Raw genomic sequence first — 18935 nt, forward strand, 5'->3', positions numbered from 1 at the left:
GCCAAAAATAATCTGGCGGGCTTTTTTAATGAAGAAGGCTTAAAGGTCTTCGGTCAGAAGAGAGGCAATGCTGGGCGATTTGTTCTTCTGAATTTCGTCGACTGTCAGGCCGTGCAATTCATGGGGGAAGACCAGCCATTCATTGGTTTCATGAATGTAATAATCCGGAATCCGTTCTGTCTTGCGTTTTTCGGGTTTGTAATAAACGGTGGCGACACGGGTGTCTTCCGGCATGTTGCGGCGACACTGTTCGGACAGGTCGCGGATGATGGCGTCAACACTAAGGCCGGAATCAAATACATCATCGACGATCAGAAGTTTGTCTTCTGCGTTGATGTTCTCGACGATATAGCCAAGGCCGTGCACGCGTACGGTCGAGGACCGGGTGGCGATCCCGGTATAGGAAGAGGTACGGATGGCGATGTGATCCGATTTCAGGCCACGATAATCAAGGTATTCCTGTACGGCGATACCGATTGGTGTTCCACCCCGCCACACCCCGACGATATAATCCGGCTCAAAACCGCTTTCGAGTATGGCATGCGCCAGTTTGAAGGAATCATCCAGCAAGTCATTTGCCGAGATATAAACTTTATCCATGTTCAGTCCACTATAGTAAGTCACATATTAAATGAAAAAGGGAAGTGTGATAGATGAACTATGACACATCCCACTGGGTAATTTGTTGGGTTATGGTTTTTTGTCCAAGGTCCCGGGCAACCGCCTGTGAAAGCTGGTCAAAGGTTAACAGGCCGGTCTGGGTATCCACTTCGGAGATCACAGAAACCGCATTGAGAGAAGCGGCATACAGCGAGACATCAGGGGCGTTGCCGGCGGAAATCAGGCTGGCAAGTGTCGAGGAAAAACTGTCACCGGCGCCGGCGGAGCCTCTCATCACCACTTCCATCGGTGGGCAGTAATAGAGTATGTCATCCTTGAGCAAATAAGCCCCCTTGCTGCCGTCTGTAATCACGACATAGTCCGGACCTTGGGCGGCAAGAATCTTCATGGCGGCAAGCAGGCCCATTGAAAATCCAGCGAAATGAAATCCATTCACCAGTAACGGGGGCAAGCTGTCGGGGTCTGCTGCGGCGATGGTGGGATGCAAGGCTTTTGGCTGATGGCTTGAAACAAGGTGAGGGATCAGGGCCTCACATTCCACTTTATTGATGGACAGCAGATTGATCGCGGGCAGGCAGCTGAGGAAGTCTTCGCTACGCCGGGTCAGTTGGCGGATGCCGGGGTTAGAGGCGATGAAACAATCGGCCTCTTGGGCGCGGCTGACGATCAGGGGAAACTGGTCGGCGGATTCGTTGCTCAGGTTGGTGATATAAACCAGCTCGTAAGGCGTGAACTTGATGGCTTTGACCATGTCCGCGTCCAGGCAACAATTGGCCCCACGATGGGTGAAAATTGCGGCATTGCGGTCATGAGACGAGACATGCACCGCCACGCCGCTGCCGACCTGAGTAAGAATTTGCAGATGGGTAAGGCCGATATTCTCTTCTTCCAACCGCCGCCGGATTTTCTTGCCGTTCAGGTCTTCCTTGATCAGGGCCAGTATATCCATTTCCATGCCCAGTCGGCCCATACAGACGGCCGTATTTGCCCCGCCGCCGCCGACATAATCATCGATGCTCTCGGATTCGATTTTACGGCCTTGTTCCAACATCAGATAAGAAGAGGTCTGATTGTGCAGGGTCATCAGTTCGATGTCATTGTCGGCGATAACCGTAATAATATCAATCATTACACTGCCGATAGAGAGAGCTTTTTTTGTTGGGTGACGTAAGGCTGGCATAAATATAGAGTCTCACTGAATTTTGAGTTAATCCGAAAGCTGGTCCAGGAAATGTATCAGTAACTTACTGATGTCGCCATAGGCTTTTTCGGCTTCGCTCAATGTTTCGTCATGGGAGAGAGCGTGCGGCGACAGGCCGGCGCCGAGGTTGGTAATCAGAGACAGACCGGCGACCTTGATGCCGCAATGGCGCGCCACCAGACATTCCTGCACCGTCGACATGCCGACGGCGTCAATGCCCATCTTGCCCAGCATGCGAATTTCAGCCGGGGTCTCGAAATTCGGTCCCGCGAGCTGAACATAGGTGCCGTTGAACAGTTTGATATCAAGAGCATCCGCGGCGCTGGCTATCCGGTCTTTCATGCCGGGATCGTAGGCTTCGGTCATGTCAAAGAAACGGGGGCCAAAATTGTCATCATTAAGCCCGATCAAAGGATTGCTGCCTGACATGTTCACGTGATCGTCGATGCGCATGATGGACCCGGCGGGCATATCCATATGCAGGCTGCCGGCGGCATTGGTGATGATCAGATTTTCAACGCCGAGCCGCTTGAAGGTGCGGATTGAAATGGCGAGCTGTGCGGCGGGATGGCCTTCATACAAATGCATTCGACCCTGCATGCAGACCACTGGCGTTCGTCCGACCTTGCCGATCAGCAAGCGCCCGGCATGACCTTCGACGGTCGGTTGGGGGAAGTCGGGAATCTGGTCATAGGAAATAATGGTGTCTATTTCCATATTATCGCCGAATTTTCCCAAACCGCTGCCCAATATCAGGGCGGTCCTGGGGAAGTCGCCCGAGTAGGCTGATTGGATGGCGGATACGCTTCTTTCGACTTCTTGTGCAGTCATGCTTGTTATGCTCCGGATGTTACTGGATTGAGGCGCATTCTATCATGGGTGTGGCGAATGGCCTTAAAAAAATACATGTTTCTTTTATAAAGTTTGGATAACCTCTGGTCGGGGCGGGTGATATACTGTAAATCTTCCGTCATGCGCGGGGTTACCTTATGTTATACTGTCATCCCAGCCGGTTCCCGTGAATGTGTGACGCGGTTGTTCGAACAAGGCGTGCCGCCGGGAATATCTGATGAATAGTGAGGATAATACTGAATTTATCCGGATTGTGAACTATTTTTTTTACCATCTGGACAAAATTTAGGGCGGGCTGTAGTATAAGCTACATATCTGTCCTCAAAATGACAAAGATTTTTAAGTTTTCTGGAGACGAGACTGTGCGGGCCATAATAGTAGTGCTGGATTCTTTCGGGGTCGGTGAAACCGATGATGCGGAGCATTTCGGCGATCAGGGCGCCAATACTTTTGGCCATATTGCCGCCGAATGTGCGGCGGGCCGGGCGGACCGTGACGGTCTGCGGGCGGGTCCATTGGTGATTCACAATCTGATGCAGCTTGGCCTTGGTCTCGCAGCCGAACAGTCGGCGGGTTACGAGATCGCCGTGGAAAAAGCCTCTCACATCACCGGACGCTACGGTTTTGCAGCTGAACTCAGCAAGGGCAAGGACACGCCGAGCGGTCATTGGGAAATGGCCGGGGTGCCGGTGGAATTCGAATGGGGGTATTTCTCCATGGAAACACCAAGTTTTCCGGAAAGTCTGATCCATGATTTGGTGACCGAGTGCGATCTGCCAGGGGTACTGGGCAATTGCCACGCGTCCGGCACGACGATCATCGCTGAACTCGGGGCGGAACATATCAAGACCGGCAAGCCGATCGTCTATACCTCGGCGGATTCGGTCTTCCAGATCGCCGCCCATGAGGAGAGCTTTGGTCTTGAGCGCCTGTATGAGGTCTGCGACGTGGCGCGCAAACTGGTCGACCCCTATAATATTGGACGGGTGATCGCCCGACCGTTCACCGGCGACAGTCCAGAGAATTTCATTCGCACCGGCAATCGCCGCGATCTGTCGGTTTTGCCGCCGGTGCCGACCTTGCTCGACCGCTTTGCGGAAAGCGGCGGCGAGGTGATTTCCATCGGCAAGATCGCCGACATTTTTGCCCATCAGGGCATCACACAAAAATTTAAAGCCCACGGCAATGCGGAGATTTTCCGCGTGCTGATGGAGCAGGTGAAGGACGCGCCCGATAACGCGATTCTCTTCGCCAATCTCGTAGATTTCGACATGTTGTATGGGCATCGTCGTGATGTGCCGGGCTATGCGGCCGCTTTGGAAGCATTTGACCGGCAACTTCCGGAACTCTGGGCGGGGCTTCGGCCCGATGATGTGGTGGTTCTGACCGCCGATCATGGCTGCGACCCCACCTGGCCCGGTTCCGACCATACCCGCGAGCATGTGCCCGTGATTGCCTTCGGACCAAATGTCACGCCCGCCAACATCGGCAAGCGCGCGACATTTGCAGACATAGGAGCAAGTCTGGCGGTGCATCTGGGGCTCGACCCTCTGCCCGTAGGGACTTCATTTCTGTAACATTTAATGAATTGAGATAAATACAGTGAGTGAACAAGTTAAAAAATCGGGGGCGGTTGAGATTTTGCATAATCACTTTCCCCGGGTTGAAGGATGCGATTTTCACCCGGAATGGGTCGATGAGATCAAAGTCAATAAATCCGCCGTCGACCGGCGCATTGCCTCGCTCAGCGGGCGGCGCACGGTCAAAAAGGAATGGCAGGCCGCCTGGCACCTGAAGGCGATTTCCTGCATCGATCTGACCACCCTGTCCGGGGATGATACGCCGGGGCGGGTCAGACGGCTCTGCGCCAAGGCGCGCAACCCGGTGCGGTCGGATATTCTCGAAGCCCTCGGCGCGCAGAACCTGGGGCTGACCACCGGCGCGGTCTGCGTCTATCATGAGATGATCGAAACCGCGGTTAACGCCCTGCGCGGCAGCGGCATTCCCGTGGCGGCGGTCTCGACAGGCTTTCCGGCCGGTCTCGCGCCCTTAGAGACCCGGCTCGCGGAAATCCGCGCTTCTGTCGCCGCCGGGGCTGAGGAAATCGACATCGTCATCAGCCGCCGTCATGTGCTGACCGGCAACTGGCAGGCGCTCTATGACGAAGTGAAGGCCTACCGCGAAGCCTGCGGCGAGGCGCATATGAAATCGATACTCGCCACCGGGCAATTGGGGTCGATCACCAAGGTTGCCAAGGCGTCCATGGTCTGCATGATGGCGGGATCTGATTTCATCAAAACCTCCACCGGCATGGAAGCGGTCAACGCCACCTTGCCGGTCAGTCTGGTGATGATCCGCATGATTCGTGAATTTTACGAGAAGACGGGGCAAAAGGTCGGCTATAAGCCCGCCGGTGGCATCGGCACCGCCAAACTGGCGCTGCAATATCTGGTGTTGATCAAGGAGGAACTGGGTGATGAATGGCTCTCGCCCAATCTGTTCCGCTTTGGCGCGTCGAGCCTGCTCGGCGATATCGAACGCCAGCTCGAGCATTTTGTCACAGGCCGCTACTCCGCCGCCAACCGTCATCCAATAGGGTAGGTCACGTCCCATGAACATATCAGAAATATTTAACAGCATGTCTTACGGTCCCGCACCAGAACAATCAGACTACGTCCATGACTGGCTGAAAAGTCATAAAGAAGGCTTCAAGCTTTACATCAACGGCAAATGGGTGGCCCCGAAAACCTCGGAAGCCACCATCGACAGCCATAATCCGGCGACTGGCGATTATCTCGGCCGCATTGCGGTCGCGGGCGCCGACGATGTGGATGCCGCCGTGGCCGCCGCTGCGAAGGCCTTTCCCAAATGGTCGAAACTGCCCGGTCATGCCCGCGCCAAGCATCTTTATGCGCTGGCCCGTATCATCCAGAAAACCGGACGGTTCCTGTCCGTGCTGGAAACGCTGGATAACGGCAAGCCGATCCGTGAGAGCCGTGACATCGATGTGCCGCTGGTGGCGCGTCATTTCTATCATCACGCCGGATGGGCGCAATTGATGGATCAGGAACTGCCGGATCAGGAAGCGCTCGGCGTGGTGGGTCAGGTGATTCCGTGGAATTTTCCGCTGCTGATGATGGCCTGGAAGATCGCTCCGGCGATCGCCGCCGGTAACTGTGTGGTGCTGAAGCCCGCCGAATATACCAGCCTGACAGCGCTCTATTTCGCCGAACTGTGCGAGGAAGCCGGGATCCCGCCGGGGGTGATCAATATTGTCACCGGGGCCGGGGAAACCGGGTCTCATATCGTCAACCATCCGGATATCGCCAAGATCGCCTTCACCGGGTCGACCGGCGTGGGCCGTTATATCCGCGAGGCGACGGCCGGCGCGGGCAAAAAACTTACTTTGGAACTCGGCGGAAAATCACCTTTCATCGTCTTTGAAGACGCCGATATTGACGGCGCGGTCGAAGGTCTGGTGGACGCCATCTGGTTCAATCAGGGCCAGGTTTGCTGCGCCGGGTCCCGCCTGCTGGTGGAAGAGGGCATTGCCGACCGTCTGATCGAAAAAGTCAAAATCCGCCTGAGCAAATTTCGCCTCGGCAATCCGCTGGACAAGGCGATTGATATGGGGGCGATCGTTGATCCCATACAGTTGGATCGCATCAAGTCTCTGGTCGGCAAGGGGGCCGAGGAAGGCGCCGAGATCTGGCAGCCGGACGTGGCGATGCCTGCCGAAGGCTGCTATTATCCGCCGACCCTGATCACCAATGTCAGCCCGGCGAGCATCGTGGTGCGCGAAGAAATCTTTGGGCCCGTGCTGACGGTAATGACGTTCCGCACCCTGCAGGAAGCCGCCGATCTTGCCAATAATACGCGGTTCGGTCTGGCCTCCAGTGTCTGGTCGGAGAATATCAACCGGGCGCTTGAGGTGTCTTCAATGATCAAGGCCGGTGTGGTCTGGGTCAACACCACCAATCAGTTTGACGCGGCCTGCGGCTTTGGCGGCTATCGTGAATCCGGTTTCGGCCGGGAAGGCGGCAAGGAAGGCATGTATGAGTATCTGAAAACCAAAAATGAATGGCTGACGGAGAAAGGCAATCTGGTGCCTGTACCCAAGGCGACGAAACCTGCGGACAATGGCAACGGCCTCGACCGGACGGCGAAAAACTATATCGGCGGCAAGCAGGCCCGACCGGACGGCGGCAATACACTGCCGGTGCTCAGCCCTGACGGCAAGCTCATGGGACGGGTCGGCGAAGGCAACCGCAAGGATATTCGCAACGCGGTGGAAGCCGCCTATAAGAATGCTGGCTGGTCGTCCGCGACGGCTCATACCCGCGCCCAAGTAATCTATTATATCGCCGAGAATCTCAGTTACCGCGCCGAGGAAATGGCCGCCCGTCTGGTCAGTCTGACCGGCGTCAGCAAGAAGGCCGCGCAAGCCGAAGTCGACATGGCGGTCAGCCGCCTGTTCTCCGCTGCCGGCTGGGCCGATAAATTTGACGGTTTGGTGCATACACCGCCGGTGAAGAATGTGGCGCTGGCGGTTAATGAACCAATGGGTATTCTCGGGATTGTCTGCCCGGATGTGATGCCGCTGCTGTCCTTCGTTTCGCTGATCGCCCCGGCGATGGCCATGGGCAACCGCAGCGTGGTTATTCCGTCGGAACGCTATCCGCTGATCGCGACTGATTTTTATCAGATTCTCGAGACGTCCGATCTGCCCGCCGGGGTGATTAATATCGTCACCGGCGACCGGGAGAGCCTGACGAAAACCCTGGCCCAGCATGATCAGGTTGACGCCATCTGGTATCACGGTTCGAAAGCAGGCAGTGAGATGGTGGAGCGGGAGAGCGCCCATAACCTGAAACGCAGTTGGGTCAATGACGGCCGGGCGCGGGACTGGATGTCCTCTCACGGTGAAGGCCGCCGCTTCCTGCGTGAAGCGACCCAGGTCAAGAACATCTGGTTGCCTTATGGGGATTAGGCTTTAAAGTACTCAACAGAAAAATATAATAACGGAACCACTATCGGGCCGGAAGGGCACTCCGGCCGATACCAAATAATAAAATAGGGAGTAGGGTTATGCCATATATCAGTATCGTGGGAATTATGGTGCTTCTGGGGCTGGCGTATCTCTTGTCGGGGGACAAGAAAAATATCAATCTTCGGGTGGTGGGCAGTGCCTTCCTGTTGCAATTGGCGGTGGCGGCCTTTGTGCTGGTGGTGCCTTTTGGCAAGGATATGCTGACGGCGATGTCGAATGGCGTCAATCAGGTGATCAATTATTCGAATGTGGGGATCGAATTTCTGTTTGGCGGACTGGCCGATATGGATAATGTCGGCTTTGTTTTTGTCGTCAAGGTTCTGCCGATCATCATTTTCGCCTCGGCCCTGATGTCGGTGCTCTACTATCTGCATATTATGCAATGGGTGGTGAAGATCTTTGGCGGCGCGCTGCATAAGATCATTGGCACCAAGCGGGTCGAATCTCTCTGCGCGGCGGCCAATATCTTCCTCGGTCAGACGGAGGCCCCTCTGGTGGTGCGCCCCTATCTCGGCAGGATCAGCGATGCCCAGTTCTTTACCGTCATGGTTTCTGGTCTGGCGTCGATTTCCGGCACCATTCTTGCGGGTTATGCGGCGCTTGGGGTCGAGATGCAATATCTGATCGCGGCGAGCTTTATGGCGGCGCCGGGTGGATTGCTGATGGCCAAGATCATCATGCCCGATCCGGATCCGGAAGAAAACGAGACCGAAATTCTCGACGTGGACAGCTTTGACGACGCCCATAAGCCGGCCAATGTGATCGAGGCGGCGGCCAATGGCGCGGCCGACGGTTTGAAACTCGCAGCCAATATCGGCGCGATGCTGTTGGCCTTTGTTGCCCTGATCGCGATGCTGAATGGCATGCTCGGCGGCATTGGCGGGTGGTTCGACTATCCGGAATTGACGTTTAATTTGATTCTCGGCAAGATTTTTGCGCCGTTGATGTATGTGCTGGGCATTCCCTGGGCTGAAGCCGATATTGCCGGTAATCTGATCGGCACCAAGCTGATCCTTAATGAATTTGTTGGATACGTAGAGCTGGCCAAATTGCCAGACGGGGCGCTCAGCCCATATTCGGTGATGGTGGTGACCTTTGCCTTGTGTGGTTTCGCTAACCTGAGCTCTATTGCTATTCTGATGGGCGGCTTTGGTGTCTTGGTGCCGGAACGGCGTCACCTGATTGCCAAGTGGGGGCTGAAGGCGGTGGCTGCCGGGTCTTTGTCCAATCTGATGAGCGCCGCGCTCGCAGGATTATTGATCGGGTTTTGAGGAGTTATCCGATTCTGTCCAAGCATAAAAGAAGGCTGCCGGATTATGAAAGTCTAGCGGCCTTTTTTGCAGGATTTTGCTGTACCAGAGAGCGAACTGCAAGTTTTTAAATCCTGTTGTAAAAAAGTCACTTTTTTCCTTTTTAGTAAAATATCCAATTTTTACGACGGGATGTCAGGTTGTTCTCATTTAATATTTTCCCTGTTTTTAGCCGAATCGTAGGGATTTGTCATCTTGCCGTCATATTTCGGGGTGGGGATTGTCTTAATGGCGGTGTATCAGTTCCGGGTAGAACACTTGGTTTGCACCGGTTTTTGGCTGGAGTAGGTTGTTTTTTAAGGATAATTTGCGTCTTTTAGCCGTAATTTTTTCTAAAAAAATTTGTCTGATATAAAAATTTGACTTTTTGATCAAATTATTTATCTTTACTCTAGCTAAGAAATGGCAGAAAAACCGCCACTGGCATAGTTAATTGTGTTCTTACGGTATTGCATTGAACGAATTGAAATCCGAAAGGGAGAGAAATGAGCAGTTTTAAATCTAACATGAAGGGTATGATTGTGAGCGCGTCGCTCAGGAAGTCCCTTCTCCATACATCTACGGCATTGGCCATTGCGCTCGCCACCACGACTACCTTCGCCATTCAGGCTGAAGCACAGGTCACAACGTCCGGGATGAAGGGTGTTGTAACATCCGGTGATGCAACGGTCGGAAATGCGACTGTTGTGATTACTCATACACCTTCAGGTTCTCGTAAAACTCTGACAACCGGAACAGACGGTGTTTTTAATATTTCTGGTCTGCGTGTTGGCGGTCCGTACAGTATTTCCGTTACATCCGATCAAGGGAAAGCCGAAGTAGAAGGTGTTTATCTGACGTTGGGTGAGATGTCGAATGTTCCTGTCGCCCTTTCAAGTTCTTCGTCAACATTCGAAGAAATTGTCGTTACGGGCAGTGCTATATCCGGCGCCATTAAAATGGGTATGGCGACAACGATTGATGAGGAACGCCGTAAAGGCATCCCTGCTACCTCACGCGAATTACATGATTTTGTGAAAATTGACCCCTTGGTCACTATTGATCCGACCAACAGTAACGCGATCAGTATTGCAGGTTCAAATAACCGTTATAACAGCATCACTGTTGACGGAATTAAGCAAAATGATGACTTTGGATTGAATAATGGCGGATTTCCGACCCAGCGCAGCCCAATATCCCTAGACGCGATTGATCAGTTGGCTATTAACGCTTCACCATTTTCAGCTGAATATGGTGGCTTTACGGGCGGTAACATCAATATCGTAACGAAATCAGGGACCAATGACTTTCATGGAACGGCATTTTTTACTTACCGTGATGATGGCTTGACAGGTACGAAAAGCAAAGACGATGATATTACACTGGATTTCAGTGAAAAAATATGGGGTGGTACACTTGGGGGCCCAATCGTAAAAGATAAACTGTTTTTCTTTGTTGGTTTTGAGAAGTTTAACTCTTCCTCTCCTAACCGTTTTGGACCTGCGGGTACCAATCTTGCGAACGAAGTCTCCGGCATTACAGAAGCAGAACTTGATCGTGCTTCACAAATTGCAAATGACGTTTATGGGTTTGATGCAGGAACGGCTGCTGATTTGAACAGTCTTCCCGAAAGTGACCGTAAGATCTTTGCGAAGCTGGATTGGAATATTAATGAAGATCATCGCGCGGCATTCACCTATCAGAACACCGAAGGCAATAAAATCAATCCTCAGAACCAGGGAACAAGTTTTGGAGGGTCATTATCCTTACCGTCAAACTGGTATGATAAAAATGATAAAATGAAATCATACAGCTTCCAGCTATTCTCTGATTGGTCTGATAGTTTTTCGACTGAAGTGAAAATTGGCCGTAAGGAAGTTGAAACCTTACAGGAGCCTTTGAAAGGCAACGAGTTTGCCCAAATGCGAATTCGTCTTGCCTCTGGGTCAAGCATTTATTTGGGACCAGATCAGTATCGTCATCAAAATTTCCTGAGCAATGACGGTTGGAATTTCAAGTTAAAAGCAACATACTATACTGGCGATCATGAAGTCAAAGTCGGTATGGAATATGAAACACTAGATATTGTGAATGTGTTCAATCCACAGAGTAACGGGGTTTACGAATTCCAGGCGGATGCTGCTTGTGGTACGGCGCTAGATTGTTTCGAGGCGCGTACGGCTGATACTTTGTTCTATAGCAATGCGACATCAAATAATAAGAATGATGCGCTGGCGGAATTTAGCAACAATGTGATGACTGTGTTCCTCGAAGATGTGTGGACGGTGAACGAAAAACTGACCATGACAATGGGGGTCCGTTATACCCGTTACGGTACGAACGATGAGCCGTTATTGAACCAAACCTTCGCGACAAAATATGGCTTTAACAATAATGAAACTCTTGACGGACGTGACTTGATTGCGCCGCGGGTTGGTTTTAACTATCTGGTTGATGAAAGAACGACTATTCGCGGTGGTGTCGGCTTATTCAGTGGTGGTAATCCGAATGTCTGGATTTCAAACAATTACACTAATGACGGCGTGACTCTGGTGAACACTGGTACAATCCGCAGCGGTGATGCGCTTTCCAATGTGGATGGTTTTAACATTCATCAAGATGCTCTCAAATTAATTTCCGATCAGGCCGGTTTGGGAACGGGGAGTGTGAATTATCTGGATCCAGAATTCAAAATTCCGTCCGTTTGGAAGTTTAATCTGGCTATTGACCATGAATTCAATTTCGGTGAAATCATGGGTGATGGCTACAATGTGACGGCTGAGGCCTTGATTACGACTGTCAAGCAAGCGGCCCATTGGGAAGAATTGCGTGCATCAGCGCAGAGAAAAGATATTGACGGTAATGATATGTTTGCGCCGGATGGTCGTCCTATTTATACTCGTCAAGACCGTGGGAGTTTCGACCTGGGGCTGACCAATGACGCTCGTGGTGATATCAAAGTATTTACACTTTCCATGCAGAAGCAATACGATAGTGGTTTTGATTTCTTCGGGGCTTATACATATACAGACTCAAATGATGTAAATCCTGGTACCAGCTCAACAGCGACCTCGAACTATAGTAAGATTGCGGTTTCTGATCGTGAAAATTTCTCGTTGGCGACTTCAAACTATGAAGTGCAGCATCGATTTGTCTTGAACATGAATTATGTTAAGGAATTCATTGACGGGTACAAGTCACGCTTCTCCATGTTTGTGACATCTAAATCTGGTCGGCCGTTCAGCTATACTTACGATCAGGCAAGCAGCAGTCGTGATATTCCATTTGGTGGTGGTGCTGAATTCGAACGCCGTGACCGTCAGTTGATTTATGTGCCAACATCTGGTGATTCCGCCATGTGTTACACGGGTTGTTTAGTCGACGGAGCCGCCACGTCAAGTGCAGTGACGGAAGCAGAATTTATGGCTTTCTTGTCAGAAACGGGCCTGGATAAATATGCAGGGGAAATTGCCCCGCGTAATTCTCAGAAGAACCCTTGGATTACGACTATGGACTTCCGCTTCACGCAGGAAATTCCGGGTATTATGGATGGCCATAAAGGTATCTTTACCTTTGATGTCCAGAATCTGACCAATCTGTTGAACAGCAATTGGGGTCGTCTGGATCAGGTTAGCTTCCCAAGTTTGAGTTCCGTTGGGCGCGTGTCTATCACAGATGATAATCAATATGTTCTGACACGCTTCTATAATCCGACAGAGCCTTGGAATTTGAACTCATTGGCTTCTGTCTGGAAAATTCGTCTTGGGGTTCGTTACGAATTCTAATCTAGACCTCATATAGAACTTATAAAAGGGCAGCTTCGGGCTGCCCTTTTTGCGTTGTGGGATATAGGGCGGGACAGGTGGCCTGCGGGGATAACAGGGGATGTTGCCGTTCATGTCATGCTGGTTGGCGGGCACTGTGGAGGGAAAGAGATGGAACGAAGTGAACCGGTCATCAATTAGTGAAGTCCATAATTCTCTCCAGCAGCAGGGGAGGCTGGTTCGTGACTGAAGAGCAGGAGGAAGCAGAGTGTCTGGAGGGATGTAACCAAAACAGGAGCCATGGCGTGACTAGCCTTGTCAGGCCCTTGCTTGGGCGGGGTTGCCATTACGCAGCCACAGAAACCCGGGACAAGTAAAAGGCCCGGCGGAGGATGCGCCGGGCCTTGAGGCAAACAGGTCTGTCTATAAAGAACGACAGACCGTCCAGGGTTGAGGTTTACGCCATCAATTGACTTTGGCGTCTGCGGTATAGCGCCACCAGTCCCATCAGGATCAGCAGCATCTGACCGGGCTCACTGATCCGCGCAATGCGGAAGCTGGCGAGCAGGGGATCATGGTCCGACAGTTGGCTCAGGAAGCCGCTGTTGAGATGGACATAATCAAACAGGGCCGAGCCAAACAGCGAGCCGGATACCAGAATGTGATCCAGCGCCTGAGAAACCCCTTCGAAGATGGTGGAGTAGCGTTCTTCCTCCGCGAATAGGGTCGCCAGGTTGAACAGTTCTTGTCCGGCAAGCAGGGCCAAGGCCTCTTCAAACCAGAAGGCGTTCATATCGCCAAGCGCGATGACATTGGCGCCGGGCATCTGATCGAGCATATCCTTGATAAAGGCGTTGACGAAAGCCATTTCGGCGTTGCGTTTTTCAGGCTTGCCCGTATTGATCGGCTGATTGGCGCTGAACAGCGGATCAGAGCCACCGCGGGACCGGGCATGGTTGTTGACAATGGTCACTTCCTGACCGTTGAACATGAAGGTGCCGACAAGCGGCGGACGGGAACTGGAGAAGGAGCCTTTTTCAACGCCAGCCGGGTCAATATAGGTGTCCGTGTCATAGCCGTCGATAAAGGAGACGTCTTTGACGTCAACCCGGTCCACCCGATAGAGGAAGCCATTGCGGATGTTGCCATTGCCCTGGCCGCCGGTGCTGTTCATGGCTTCCGGATCAAGGGCTGCGACTGCATATTCCGGACCGCCCGCGTCCTTGATCGCCTGAATCAGGTCGGCATAGGTCTGGCTGGCGCTAAGTTCACCACTGCCGGTGCCATTATTGTCCTGAATTTCCTGCAGGCCGATGATATCCGGGCTGTTGAGGTTGTTAACAATCTGCTGACCGAACTCGGCGATGCGGCCGTCTCCGGCAGCAAGATTTTCCACATTATAGCTGGCAACCGTCAGGCGGTCATCGGCGGCGACAATCTGGCTGACTTCCGGGGCAAGGCCACCGTCGGTGGCGGTGACGGCTTCTGTCGCCAGAAGCTCGAAATTGCCGTAGGAATAGCTCATCACGCCGGCGACGCTGCCCAGGCTATCACCCATCTGGGCCTGTGGGCTGTTGCCGTTAAGGGCGGTGTCATCAATCTGGATCTTTTCCGGGTTGAAGTCGCCCTCATCAAGGGTGATGCCGCCCCGATCATTCATGCCGGTGGCGGTGGCGCTATTGACGGCATAAAGTTCGCCGTAGCGGTTGGTGGCGTCCACGGCCTGGGCATTGTCGAGCACGACGCGCATGCCTTCGACGCTCTCGTAATAATCAATGCCGTCTGTCGCCGGGTTGAAGCTGCCGAGGCCGTCTGTATCGATATGGGTTGTCGGGGCCGAGAGGCTGAGGGCTGCCGGCAGACTGTTGCCGCTGGAGACCACTTCGATGACCTGGGAATTTGTGATCTCGGTCAGGGTCAGTTCATTGCTTCTCCGGGCATATTCAGTGACCTCCCCCTGAATACGAACTTCATCCCCTACGGATACCGTGGGAGGATTGCTGCTGCCGGTATAGACATAGACCGCGTCAGACGTGTCACCATTGCCGTCGCCGGTGGGGTCCTGGATGTAATAACCGCTGCTGGTCACGGCGGTAACGATACCCGATGTGGCGACCGTCTGGCCTTCCATGGCGGATTTATGACCCGCCCCCTGAATATCATAGATCGCGGCTTCTACCGCGGGCTCACCGCCCCCGCCATCGCCGCCGCCAGTATCGCCTTGGCCGCCAATGGTCAAGCCGTTGGTGAATTGAGTCTGGTTGGTATTGGCGGCGCCTTTGGTGCTCGCCTGCGGGTCTTGCCAACCGCTATCCCCCAGTTGCAGGGAGTGACCAATTGCCGTGCTGCTGGTCTCGCGCACGCCAATATCTGCGCTGGAAACGCCCGTGGCCGCACCGCTTGTGCCGTCGAACGCGCCTTCATAGCTGATGAACTGGTGTAAGGTGCCGGTATTGCTGATCAGGGCGATGCCGTCTGGTGCGCCGTTCTGAATGCCGTTTGAAGGATAATCAATGGCGGCGAAATGATAGCCGTTGAAAGCATTGCCGTAACTGAGGCCTGACAGGCTGACGCTGCTGCCGTAGGTGCCGCCACCATTGCCGTTATAAAGACTGAGTGACCACCCGGTTAGGTCAAAGCCGGATTCTACGGCGATTTCAATAAATTCCCCGGTGTCCGCGCCACTGTTGTCGTAATGGATTTCATTGATGAATGGCGTCGCGTGGGCGTTGGCCGCCATAAGCGCGGTAAAGGAAACGCCAATCAGGATATGGCGCAGTCTGCGATGATGGTTCATGTGTCTTTCCCTCTATATAATGTGTACCGATGTATGCACAGGCTGATCTGGAGAAGATCTGCCATCTTATTAGTTGTTCCGGCTTATTCCGGCCGGTGTAACCGGGCGATATAGTGTGAAGAATCACCCTTGTGGGAAAAAGCCTAACACCAAATTTATTTTATCAAAAGATAAAATTTTAATATATCGTTAACTAATTGATACGCTGATAACAGAGAAATATTGCAATTATGTGACGGTTTTTGTTATTTTATATTTGATTCTTTGGTAAAATTATAGTTAACAGTTCCCGCTCGAAAACCTTAACTTCAAGAAGAAAAGTATTGACTGAAGTCGTTCAAGGAAAGGGGCGGCAGAAGGGATTATTCCGTAACGAAGCAGGGACGGGCCGTTTTATGCGGAGGCTTTTATGTTTTGCCGATCAGAAAGATAGCCGTCAACAGACCTGTCACGATGAAAAGATATCCGCCAAAAGCCTTGTTCCATCCACGGGATGCGGCCTTCAGATTCAAATAGTAGCGCAACATTAACAGTGCTTTGCCCCAGGTGATGAGGCCAAGGGTGAAGATCATGGGGGCGCTTAATGTGATCAGGCGTGTTGCCTGACCGGACAACATGCTGGCCAGGGTGAGCAGCAGCAAAAAAAGCCAGCAGAAAACAAGAGCGCGAGGCGGGGGGCTTTGAAAATTCATCAGCAGGCCTTTCTAGCGCAGCAAATAGACAAGCGGGTAGAGAATGATCCAGATCAGGTCAACCATATGCCAGAAGCTGGCGCCGATCTCGAGGTTCTCGTTGCTGTTCTTCCACCCGATAATAATCAGGATGAAAATACCAAAAACAACATGCAGGGCGTGGAAACCGGTCATCAGAAAATAGAGGGTATAAAATGTATTGGTATCCAGACCAATTCCTTGGGTCAATTTTTCTGCATACTCAAGATATTTGACCCCAAGGAAGACAATGCCCAGTCCGATGGCGCCGGCAAGCCATAGCCGCATGCGGGTTGTTTTTGCGGCTTGCTGGGCGTGGACCGCCAAGGCGGCACAAAGGCCGCTGGTGATCAGCACCATGGTGTTCAGGCCCCCAAGGAACCTGTTCAGGCTATTCTGACCGCTGATAAAGACATCCGGCTGCAGTATATGGGCTATGGCAAAACCCGCGAAAAAAATACCAAAGACAACAAGCTCGCTCCAGATCAAAATCCACATCATGGGGTTACCGGGCAGACGGGAGAGGGCGCCCCAGCCGCCAGTGCCATGACCGGACTGAGGGGGATTTGTCGGGTGAGCGTTCATTATTTAAACCAGTATTTAAAATATATCTTATTTAGAGATGTACTGCAGCAAATGACGGGAGGCAAGTCTTATCTCGGCAAGGGCGAGATGACCTTTTGTTGCAAGGTCGCCGTCGCCGAGGTGTCACATGTTTTTGTTAGGCTCAGGACAGATTAAATTTAACGATGAGGTGTGCTGTGATTTCGGCCAAGAATCTTCTTAGAACCTATTATCCCACTCTGGAATCACGTCCGACATTATTCAAGATTGCCTGCGCTGCCGCCCGCTTTATGATCCGGGAACAAGACTTTCAGGCCTTTGCGAAATTGCACCCGGAAGCCAGGGGGCTCTGTTTTATTGATCTGGTGATGGAACATTTTGATTTTGATATGGTTTTGTCAGAAGAAGACCGCATCCGTATTCCCTCTCGTGGGCGGGTGGTGATTGTTGCCAACCATCCGATTGGCTCTTTGGACGGGCTGGGGTTGTTGCGGTTGGTTTCTCATATTCGACGGGACGTGAAGATCGTGGCGAATGAACGTTTGAGCGCCATAAAGCCGATTGAAGATTTGATCTTCACCGTCGATAATATGACCGGTAACACCAGTCGCCAGCAAATTACCGCCATTCATCAACATCTGAACAAAGACGGCGCCGTGATTATCTTTCCTGCCGGTGAAGTATCCCGTATGGGGCCGCGTGGGGTGCGCGATGGCAAATGGCGCAAGGGGTTCCTGCGGATGGCGCGTGCGACCCATGCACCGATCCTGCCGGTGTTTGTTCAGGCGCGCAATTCCATTCCGTTCTATTTGACCTCGATGTTGTTTAAACGGTTGTCGGCGGCGTTACTTGTGCGGGAAATGTTCGGTCAGGCACGGAAAAAAGTCCCGGTCAGGGTTGGGGACCTGGTTGACTATGGCAGCATTTCGGCCCCGGGGACGAATGACAAGGCATTGGCCAAACTCTTCCGGTCACATGTGGAACGGATCGGCAAAGGAAAAAAAGGCCTGTTCAAAACGATGCGCGCCATTGGCCGCCCTGAAAGCGAGATCGACGTTTTCCGGGATCTGGGGCATCAGAAAATTCTGGGTCAGACACCAGATGGTAAAATCATTTATCTTGCCAGGGATATCGCCGGTACAAGCCTTTTACGGGAAATTGGACGCCTGCGGGAAGAAACCTTTCGCGCGGTTGGCGAGGGTACCGGAAAGGCGTATGATTGCGATGAATATGATCTGGATTATTATCACCTGGTGCTATGGGACGAAAAAGATGCGGAGATTGCCGGAGCATATCGTTTTTGTGATACGCGCAAACTGATCGCGGAGAAGGGACCAGAAGCGCTTTATACTCACCGTCTGTTTGAACTGGGGGATGAAATGACCCCATATCTGGCGGAGGGTCTGGAACTTGGCCGCAGTTTTGTCCAGCCGAAATACTGGGGCAAGCGCAGTCTGGAGTATCTCTGGATTGGGATGGGCGCTTTCCTGCGGGAACACCCGAATTACCGTTATTTGTTTGGTGCGGTAAGTATTTCCAATCAGTTGCCACAAGGCGCGCAGGACCTGATGGTTTATTTCTACCGGCTTTATTTTCAACAGCGCGACGGGGTGGTGGCTTCCCGCTATCCCTATCATTTCAAGCAGAGATCAATTGAAGATCTGGCGCAAACGTTCGACGGAGGTGATTATGCGACGGACTTTAAACGCCTGAAAGCCTTGTTGGCCAACATGGGGGTTGCGGTGCCAACTTTGTATAAGCAATATACAGAACTGACCGAACCCGGCGGCAGCCAGTTTTTTGATTTTGGTTCGGACCCGGGATTCTCGGATGCAGTGGACGGTATGGTGATGGTGGATCTGACGTTGCTGAAGCCTAAAAAGAGGGCCCGTTATATGGGGGATAACTGGTCAATGGCGGAAAAAGATCACATGCGGATTACGCCTGCTTCTTGAAAGAAGTCTTTTCTATCACCGGTTCTTCACGAAAAAAGGCTGCAGGAAAAATCCTGCAGCCCTAAGTCTATCTACGGAGGATAGAAATTTCTGTGTGGGAAATAACTATCACGTAAGCTACGACGCTTGAGA

General features: G+C 52.4%; 12 protein-coding genes. 6 read left to right on the forward strand and 6 right to left on the reverse strand.

Features of this window, described 5'->3' with window-relative positions:
* Nucleotides 1–39: 39 nt before the first annotated feature.
* The 3 genes from FIV45_RS04095 to FIV45_RS04105 are packed head-to-tail and all read right to left on the reverse strand — an operon-like array spanning nt 40 to nt 2653.
* A complete protein-coding gene (locus FIV45_RS04095) occupies nt 40–600 on the reverse strand; it encodes a phosphoribosyltransferase (protein ID WP_099471135.1) in 561 nt (186 codons plus the stop codon).
* 58 nt (nt 601–658) lie between these two features.
* Nucleotides 659–1801, reverse strand: a complete 1143-nt coding sequence (locus FIV45_RS04100) for a carbohydrate kinase family protein (RefSeq protein ID WP_099471136.1) — start codon at nt 1799–1801, stop codon at nt 659–661.
* Nucleotides 1802–1828: 27 nt separating this feature from the next.
* Nucleotides 1829–2653, reverse strand: a complete 825-nt coding sequence (locus FIV45_RS04105) for a purine-nucleoside phosphorylase (protein WP_099471137.1) — start codon at nt 2651–2653, stop codon at nt 1829–1831.
* 347 nt (nt 2654–3000) lie between these two features.
* Here FIV45_RS04105 and FIV45_RS04110 point away from each other — a divergent pair, with 347 nt between their 5' ends.
* From FIV45_RS04110 to FIV45_RS04130, 5 genes are all read left to right on the forward strand, one after another.
* The gene (locus FIV45_RS04110; RefSeq protein ID WP_099471138.1) at nt 3001–4251 is read left to right on the forward strand and encodes a phosphopentomutase; all 1251 of its coding nucleotides are present in this window, start codon (nt 3001–3003) and stop codon (nt 4249–4251) included.
* A 25-nt stretch (nt 4252–4276) separates the two neighbouring features.
* A complete protein-coding gene (deoC, locus tag FIV45_RS04115; protein WP_099471139.1) occupies nt 4277–5275 on the forward strand; it encodes a deoxyribose-phosphate aldolase in 999 nt (332 codons plus the stop codon).
* A gap of 10 nt (nt 5276–5285) precedes the next feature.
* Nucleotides 5286–7664 carry an aldehyde dehydrogenase family protein gene (locus FIV45_RS04120; RefSeq protein ID WP_099471140.1) on the forward strand — a complete coding sequence of 793 codons (2379 nt, stop codon included), beginning with the start codon at nt 5286–5288 and terminating at the stop codon, nt 7662–7664.
* A gap of 98 nt (nt 7665–7762) precedes the next feature.
* The gene (locus FIV45_RS04125; RefSeq protein WP_099471141.1) at nt 7763–8995 is read left to right on the forward strand and encodes a NupC/NupG family nucleoside CNT transporter; all 1233 of its coding nucleotides are present in this window, start codon (nt 7763–7765) and stop codon (nt 8993–8995) included.
* A gap of 524 nt (nt 8996–9519) precedes the next feature.
* On the forward strand, nt 9520–12798 hold the full coding sequence (locus FIV45_RS04130) for a TonB-dependent receptor (RefSeq protein WP_099471142.1): 3279 nt from the start codon (nt 9520–9522) through the stop codon (nt 12796–12798).
* 436 nt (nt 12799–13234) lie between these two features.
* Here the strand turns inward: FIV45_RS04130 and FIV45_RS04135 are convergent, their stop codons facing one another.
* From FIV45_RS04135 to FIV45_RS04145, 3 genes are all read right to left on the reverse strand, one after another.
* Nucleotides 13235–15574: an endonuclease/exonuclease/phosphatase family protein gene (locus tag FIV45_RS04135; RefSeq protein WP_099471143.1), complete on the reverse strand. Its 2340-nt coding sequence runs from the start codon at nt 15572–15574 to the stop codon at nt 13235–13237.
* A 407-nt stretch (nt 15575–15981) separates the two neighbouring features.
* Nucleotides 15982–16266 carry a cytochrome C oxidase subunit IV family protein gene (locus FIV45_RS04140; RefSeq protein ID WP_099471144.1) on the reverse strand — a complete coding sequence of 95 codons (285 nt, stop codon included), beginning with the start codon at nt 16264–16266 and terminating at the stop codon, nt 15982–15984.
* A 12-nt stretch (nt 16267–16278) separates the two neighbouring features.
* Nucleotides 16279–16869, reverse strand: coding sequence for a cytochrome c oxidase subunit 3 family protein (locus FIV45_RS04145; RefSeq protein WP_204602001.1), 591 nt, complete (start codon nt 16867–16869; stop codon nt 16279–16281).
* 176 nt (nt 16870–17045) lie between these two features.
* On the opposite strand from FIV45_RS04145, the gene olsF reads away from it, so the two are divergent.
* Nucleotides 17046–18803 (forward strand): bifunctional ornithine lipid synthase OlsF, encoded by a 1758-nt coding sequence (gene olsF / locus FIV45_RS04150; RefSeq protein ID WP_181040176.1) that lies wholly within the window; start codon nt 17046–17048, stop codon nt 18801–18803.
* The last annotated feature ends 132 nt before the right edge of the window (nt 18804–18935 follow it).

The sequence above is a fragment of the Paremcibacter congregatus genome (genome assembly GCF_006385135.1).
In the GTDB taxonomy this organism is placed as follows: Bacteria; Pseudomonadota; Alphaproteobacteria; order Sphingomonadales; family Emcibacteraceae; genus Paremcibacter; species Paremcibacter congregatus.

Excerpts from the sequence above, each read along its gene's own strand:
- FIV45_RS04095 (WP_099471135.1), bottom strand. The coding sequence starts at position 600 with ATGGATAAAGTTTATATCTCGGCAAATGACTTGCTGGATGATTCCTTC.
- FIV45_RS04100 (WP_099471136.1), bottom strand. The coding sequence starts at position 1,801 with ATGCCAGCCTTACGTCACCCAACAAAAAAAGCTCTCTCTATCGGCAGT.
- FIV45_RS04105 (WP_099471137.1), bottom strand. The coding sequence starts at position 2,653 with ATGACTGCACAAGAAGTCGAAAGAAGCGTATCCGCCATCCAATCAGCC.
- FIV45_RS04110 (WP_099471138.1), top strand. The coding sequence starts at position 3,001 with ATGACAAAGATTTTTAAGTTTTCTGGAGACGAGACTGTGCGGGCCATA.
- FIV45_RS04120 (WP_099471140.1), top strand. The coding sequence starts at position 5,286 with ATGAACATATCAGAAATATTTAACAGCATGTCTTACGGTCCCGCACCA.
- FIV45_RS04125 (WP_099471141.1), top strand. The coding sequence starts at position 7,763 with ATGCCATATATCAGTATCGTGGGAATTATGGTGCTTCTGGGGCTGGCG.
- FIV45_RS04130 (WP_099471142.1), top strand. The coding sequence starts at position 9,520 with ATGAGCAGTTTTAAATCTAACATGAAGGGTATGATTGTGAGCGCGTCG.
- FIV45_RS04135 (WP_099471143.1), bottom strand. The coding sequence starts at position 15,574 with ATGAACCATCATCGCAGACTGCGCCATATCCTGATTGGCGTTTCCTTT.
- FIV45_RS04140 (WP_099471144.1), bottom strand. The coding sequence starts at position 16,266 with ATGAATTTTCAAAGCCCCCCGCCTCGCGCTCTTGTTTTCTGCTGGCTT.
- FIV45_RS04145 (WP_204602001.1), bottom strand. The coding sequence starts at position 16,869 with ATGAACGCTCACCCGACAAATCCCCCTCAGTCCGGTCATGGCACTGGC.